The 6,184-nt window shown below is 65.0% G+C and carries 5 protein-coding genes; 1 reads left to right on the forward strand and 4 read right to left on the reverse strand.

The genetic code is table 11. The annotated features are described in order from the left end of the window. Positions 1–115: 115 nt before the first annotated feature. The 4 genes from argB to coaBC all read right to left on the reverse strand — a co-directional run bounded on the left by argB (position 116) and on the right by coaBC (position 5,343). Positions 116–1,021 (reverse strand): acetylglutamate kinase, encoded by a 906-nt coding sequence (gene argB / locus ACODS1_RS20890; protein ID WP_322981775.1) that lies wholly within the window; start codon positions 1,019–1,021, stop codon positions 116–118. 24 nt (positions 1,022–1,045) lie between these two features. After that, positions 1,046–2,440 (reverse strand): phosphomannomutase/phosphoglucomutase, encoded by a 1,395-nt coding sequence (gene algC, locus ACODS1_RS20895; RefSeq protein ID WP_322981807.1) that lies wholly within the window; start codon positions 2,438–2,440, stop codon positions 1,046–1,048. A 1,236-nt stretch (positions 2,441–3,676) separates the two neighbouring features. Beyond that, positions 3,677–4,132: a dUTP diphosphatase gene (dut, locus tag ACODS1_RS20900; protein ID WP_322981776.1), complete on the reverse strand. Its 456-nt coding sequence runs from the start codon at positions 4,130–4,132 to the stop codon at positions 3,677–3,679. 2 nt (positions 4,133–4,134) lie between these two features. Continuing rightward, entirely contained in the window at positions 4,135–5,343 is a 1,209-nt protein-coding gene (gene coaBC / locus ACODS1_RS20905) for a bifunctional phosphopantothenoylcysteine decarboxylase/phosphopantothenate--cysteine ligase CoaBC (RefSeq protein WP_489087171.1), read from the reverse strand. 140 nt (positions 5,344–5,483) lie between these two features. Between coaBC and radC the strand changes: the two genes are divergently transcribed. Then, entirely contained in the window at positions 5,484–6,158 is a 675-nt protein-coding gene (gene radC / locus ACODS1_RS20910) for a RadC family protein (RefSeq protein WP_489087169.1), read from the forward strand. Positions 6,159–6,184: the final 26 nt, after the last annotated feature.

Raw genomic sequence — 6,184 nt, forward strand, 5'->3', positions numbered from 1 at the left:
GTCCTCAAGCCTGCTCTCGCTACCGGATTACCGTTGATGGCGCGCTGTGCGTCGCGCCGCGAGAGGCATGCCACGCATCGCTGCTCAGGCAGTCGATGCGTGGTGTGCTTGAGTCTTACGGGCGTTTGCGGTTGCTGATCATGGTGCCGTTGCCGATATCGGTGAAGATCTCCAGCAGCACGGCATTGGGCACGCGGCCATCGATGATGTGCGAGCTGGTGACGCCACCCTGCACCGCTTCCAGTGCACATTTGATCTTCGGCAGCATGCCGCCGTAGATGGTGCCGTCGGCGATCAGGCCATTAACCTGTTCGGTGGTCAGGCCGGTGAGCACTTCGCCCTGCTTGTTCATCAGGCCGGCGATGTTGGTCAGCAGCATCAGCTTCTCGGCTTTCAGTGCTTCGGCCACCTTGCCGGCGACCAGATCGGCGTTGATGTTGTAGGACTCACCATCCGGACCGACGCCGATGGGCGCGATGACCGGAATGAAGTCGCCCTTGACCAGCATGTTGAGCAGGTCGGTGTTGACCCCGGTGACCTCGCCGACATGGCCGATGTCGATGATTTCCGGCTGGGTCATCTCCGGCGTCTGGCGGCTGACCTTGAGCTTCTTCGCGCGGATCAGGCCGGCGTCCTTGCCAGTCAGGCCGATGGCGCTGCCGCCATGCTGGTTGATCAGGTTGACGATGCTCTTGTTGACCTGGCCGCCGAGCACCATTTCCACCACATCCATGGTGGCGGTATCGGTGACGCGCATGCCGTCGATGAAGTGGCTTTCGATGCTCAGGCGTTTGAGCAGATCACCGATCTGCGGGCCGCCACCATGCACCACCACCGGGTTGATGCCGACCGCTTTCATCAGCACGATGTCGCGGGCGAAGCCCTGCTTGAGTTCCTCGCTTTCCATGGCGTTGCCGCCGTACTTGATCACCAGGGTCTTGCCGACGAAGCGGCGGATATAGGGCAGGGCTTCGGACAGTACCTTGGCAACCTGGGCAGCGGCGTCACGCTCGAGGGTCATGCAGGGGCTCCTGGGGCAAATGGGTTAAAAGGGCAGTTGCAGGTCGGGGGCGACCTTGAGCAGTTGTGCGCGGAACACGTCCTGGATGCGCGCCAGCTCTTCCTGGGTTTCGGCTTCGAAGCGCAGCACCAGCACCGGCGTGGTGTTGGAGGCGCGGATCAGGCCCCAGCCCTTGGGATAGTCGACGCGTACGCCGTCGATGCTGGTGATGTTCGCCTCGCCCCACTGGCCTTCACGCTGCAGGCGCTCGATCATGCCGAACTTGGTCTGCTCGGTGACCTTGATGTTGATTTCCGGCGTGGAAATGTCGTTGGGGAATGCGTTGAACACCTGCTCGGCGTTGCGCTTCTCCAGGCTGATGATTTCCAGCAGACGGGCAGCGCTGTAGATGCCGTCGTCGAAACCGTACCAGCGTTCCTTGAAGAAAATGTGGCCGCTCATTTCGCCGGCCAGCAGGGCGCCGGTTTCCTTCATTTTCTTCTTGATCAGCGAGTGACCGGTTTTCCACATCACCGGGCGGCCACCGTAGCCGCTGATCAGCGGGGTCAGGCGACGGGTGCATTTGACGTCGAAGATGATGTCGGCGCCCGGGTTGCGCGAGACCACGTCTTTGGCGAACAGCATCAGCAGGCGATCCGGGTAGACGATGGTGCCGGTGTTGGTCACCACGCCGACGCGGTCGCCGTCGCCGTCGAAGGCCAGGCCCAGGTCGGCGTTCTCGGATTTCACGCGGGCGATCAGGTCGACCAGGTTCTCCGGCTTGCCCGGATCCGGGTGGTGGTTGGGGAAGGTGCCGTCGACATCGCAGAACAACGGAATCACGCTGCAGCCGAGGGCTTCGATCAGTTGCGGGGCGATCACGCCTGCGGCGCCGTTGCCGCAGTCCACCACCACTTTGAGCGGCTTGGCCAGGGCGATGTCGTCGCGGATAGTCTTGAAGTACTGCGGCAGGACGTCGACCTGCTGCACGCTGCCGACGCCGCTGGCCAGGTCGTTGTTGTCCAGGCGGGTCTTCAGCGCGAGGATCTGCTCGTTGGCCAGGGTGTCGCCGGCGATGATGATCTTGAAGCCGTTGTAGTCCGGCGGGTTGTGGCTGCCGGTGAGCATGACTGCCGAGCGGCCTTCCAGCACGTTGGCGGCGAAGTACACCACCGGGGTCGGTACCATGCCGATGTCGGTGACTTCGCAGCCGCAGTCGAGCAGGCCCTGCACCAGCTGTTGCAGCAGTTCCGGGCCGGACAGGCGGCCGTCACGGCCGACGATGACCTTGGGTTCGCCCTGGGCCAGGCTTTGCGAGCCGATGGCGCGGCCGATCCAGTAGGCGTATTCGGCGGTCAGGGTGTCACCGACCACGCCACGGATGTCGTAGGCGCGGAAGATGTCGGCGGGAAGTTTCGGGGCGCTTTGGCGAGTGGTCATTGCGGGGCTCTGCTCCAGTCCCAGGAGATCCTGGTCTTCATCGAGAATGTCGATATCGAGGATATCGGTGTCCTGAAATAGCGGGTCGACCAGCTCGGCCTGCTTGGCAGCGGGCGGAACGGCAGGCGCCGCGTTGGTTTCTTTCTTGGCCGTGGCGCTACCGGTCGCCGAATCGTGGCTGCGGCGTGGCAGACGGGCCAGGCTCCGAGCCAGGGCGTCGAGGGCTGGCAGGCTCAGGCTGAATGCTTTGACGTTTTTGCCCTCGGAGAGTTCTTTGAGCATTTGCCCAAGCTGCTGCGCATCGCTGTTGATGCGTCGGTGCAGCCCGCCATGCAGCAGGATCAGGCCGATCAGTGCGCCACCGAGGGCGAGCAGGGCGGCCAGGCCGAGCATCAGCGGGGGAACGCCACCCTGAGCCAGTGCCGGCCCCGGGGTGAACACCAATTTCCAGTTCGGATTGCCGGTGGCGAACGTCTGGGCGCTGGCATCACCGGCTTCGCCGCGTTGCAGCAGCGGTTGTGCCGGGGCATTGCCGAATTGCTGCAGCAATTGCACCTGGCCCAGTTCGGGCGGCAATGCCGGTACGCTGGCGAGCAGGCGTTCCAGGTCGACTGCCAGCATCAGGGTGCCTTCTGCTGGCTGGCTTTCGCTTTGGCGCAGGGCCACGGCGCTATAGGCCAGCCAACGCTGGCCAACGCGGTAGGCTTCGACAGCGGGCGGCTGGCCGCTTTCGGCGCGGCGCAGCATGTCCAGGCCGGCGAAGTTCATCGGTGCGGCGCGATCCGGGTTCTGTACCGCCTCGCCGCGCCGATTGAGCTGGGCATCGATGACGCCATCCCAATAGCCCAGACGACGCTCGGTTTCCGTGATGCGCAGGCTGTCGCCGCTTTGCAGAGCCTGCAGCAGCTCCGGGTTGCGTGCCGCTGCCTGACTGTCGGCCTGTAGGCGCTTGAGTGCCTGTTGCACGGCACTGGCCTGATTGCTGCCGATGGCCTGGGCCAATTGGCTTTGCTGCGTCTGGCTGCTGTCGTTCTGGACGACCCAGAGCAGGGCGCCACCGGCGCCGATGCCGATGGCGGTCGCCAGCACGCCTGGCAGCAGTGCGCCGAGCGATGGGCTGGAGCCCTTGCTACCCTTCGCCGCCGGTTTGGGGCTGATGGGTGTCTCGGCTTCCTTGGCGTTGCGCTTGAAGAGTTTCACGCAGATGCTCCTCCGCGGATCGTCCTGTTGAGTGCGTCAGTGGCTGCCGGAGTGGCCGAAGCCGCCTGCGCCGCGTTGGGTCTGGTCGAACTCGTCGACCAGTTCGAAGCGTGCCTGCACCACGGGTACCAGCACCAATTGCGCGATGCGCTCGCCAATGGCGATGCGGAAACTGTCCTGGCCGCGGTTCCAGCACGACACCATCAGCTCGCCCTGGTAGTCCGAGTCGATCAGGCCGACCAGGTTGCCGAGGACGATGCCGTGTTTGTGGCCGAGGCCCGAGCGCGGCAGGATCAGCGCCGCCAGGCCGGGGTCGGCGACGAAGATCGACAGGCCGGTCGGAATCAGCACGGTCTGCCCGGGTTCGAGGACGATGTCCTCTTTGAGCATGGCGCGCAGATCGAGGCCGGCAGAACCGGGCGTGGCGTATTGCGGCAGGGGGAATTCCTGGCCGAGGCGGGGATCGAGGATCTTGGCTTGCAGAGCGTGCATGGTCAGTTCTTGTTCAGTCGTTCGGCGATGAGGGTGATCAACTGGCGGGCGATCTTGCCCTTGCTGGTCTGGGCGAAGCTGATCTGTTGCAGCCCACGGTCGATCACGGTGATGGCGTTCTCTTCACTATTGAAGCCGATGCTGGGGTTGGCCACATCGTTGGCGACGATCAGATCGAGATTCTTGTCGCGTAGCTTGCGCGAGGCGTATTCGAGCAGGTTCTCGGTTTCGGCGGCGAAGCCTACGCTGAACGGACGATCCTCGCGGCCGGCAATGGTGGCGAGGATATCCGGGTTGCGCACCATTTGCAGGAGCATGCCCTCGCCACTGGTGGGGTCTTTCTTCAATTTGTGCTGCGCGACCACTTCCGGGCGGTAGTCGGCCACGGCGGCAGCGGCGATCAGCACATCGCAGGGCATGGCGGCTTCGCAGGCGGCGAGCATGTCGCGCGCGCTGACCACATCGATGCGGCTGACCCGATCCGGCGTCGGCAGGTGCACCGGGCCGCTGACCAGGGTCACGCGCGCTCCCGCCTCGGCAGCGGCTTCGGCCAGGGCGAAGCCCATCTTGCCGGAGCTGTGGTTGGTGATGTAGCGCACCGGATCGATGTTTTCCTGGGTCGGCCCTGCGGTAATCAGTACGTGCAGGCCATCCAGCGCCTGGCGCTGGAAGCAGTCGGCGGCCAATTGGGCGAGGTCGGTGGGTTCGAGCATGCGCCCCAGGCCGACGTCGCCGCAGGCCTGGCTGCCAGAGGCCGGGCCGAACAGGCGCATGCCGCGCTGTTGCAGCAGGTCGAGGTTGGCCTGGGTGGCGGCGTCGCGCCACATCGCCTGGTTCATCGCCGGAGCCAGTGCAATCGGCGCATCGGTGGCCAGCACCAGGGTGGTCAGCAGATCGTTGGCGATGCCCTGAGCCAGGCGCGCGATGAGATCGGCGGTGGCCGGGGCGATGAGGATCAGATCGGCCCAGCGGGCCAGCTCGATATGGCCCATCGCCGCTTCGGCGGCCGGGTCGAGCAGGTCGAGGTGTACAGGATGGCCGGAGAGGGCCTGCAGGGTCAGCGGAGTAATGAACTCGCGGCCGCCCTGGGTCATCACCACGCGCACTTCGGCGCCTTGATCCTTGAGCCGGCGAACCAGTTCGGCGCTCTTGTAGGCCGCGATGCCGCCCCCTACGCCGACGATGATGCGTTTGCGATACAGCCGCTGCATAGGCCTGCCTTTCATGGACGGATTGATGTGCGCCATGCGGCCAACGCCTCCCCAGGCCGACCGCAGGCAAAAAGATGGGCTACGATAGCACAGCGCCCGCAGCGGATCAGCGGGTGCTTGGCTCGATAGGGAGGGGTTCGATGAGCATTCGCGATTGGCCTGCGGCAGAGCGCCCGCGGGAAAAACTGCTGGCTCAGGGCGCTGCTGCGCTGACCGATGCCGAACTGCTGGCGATCTTTCTGCGCACCGGCGTCACCGGCAAGAGTGCGGTGGATCTGGCGCGGTATCTGCTGAGCGAGTTCGGTAGCCTGAGGGCATTGCTGGAAGCCGACCTGGCCGGTTTCAGCCAGCACCTCGGCCTGGGCCCGGCCAAGTACGCGCAGTTGCAGGCTGTGCTGGAAATGGCCCGGCGCCATCTGGCCGAGCGCCTGCGCCGTGATTCGGCGCTGGAGAGCCCGCAGGCGGTGCGCGATTACCTCAAGGCGCAACTGCGCCATGAGCCGCATGAGGTGTTCGGTTGCCTGTTCCTCGACGCCAAGCACCGCGTATTGGCCTTCGAGGTGCTGTTTCGCGGCAGCATCGACAGCGCCAGCGTCTATCCCCGGCAGGTGGTCAAGCGCTCGCTGGCCAACAATGCCGCCGCAGTCATCCTGACTCACAACCATCCCTCGGGCGTTTCCGAACCGAGCCAGGCGGATCGCGTGCTGACCAAGCGCCTCAAGGATGCGCTGGCGCTGGTGGAAGTGCGCGTGCTCGATCACTTCATCGTCGGCGATGGCGAACCGTTGTCGATGGCCGAGTTGGGCTGGATGTAGCGGGGCGTAGGGCGGGTGCAACCCGC

This window comes from Pseudomonas sp. FG29 (genome assembly GCF_057809355.1).

What these genes read in the sequence shown, in the direction of transcription:
- coaBC (WP_489087171.1), bottom strand. Translation starts at nt 5,343, where the DNA reads ATGCAGCGGCTGTATCGCAAACGCATCATCGTCGGCGTAGGGGGCGGC.
- dut (WP_322981776.1), bottom strand. Translation starts at nt 4,132, where the DNA reads ATGCACGCTCTGCAAGCCAAGATCCTCGATCCCCGCCTCGGCCAGGAA.
- algC (WP_322981807.1), bottom strand. Translation starts at nt 2,440, where the DNA reads ATGACCACTCGCCAAAGCGCCCCGAAACTTCCCGCCGACATCTTCCGC.
- radC (WP_489087169.1), top strand. Translation starts at nt 5,484, where the DNA reads ATGAGCATTCGCGATTGGCCTGCGGCAGAGCGCCCGCGGGAAAAACTG.
- argB (WP_322981775.1), bottom strand. Translation starts at nt 1,021, where the DNA reads ATGACCCTCGAGCGTGACGCCGCTGCCCAGGTTGCCAAGGTACTGTCC.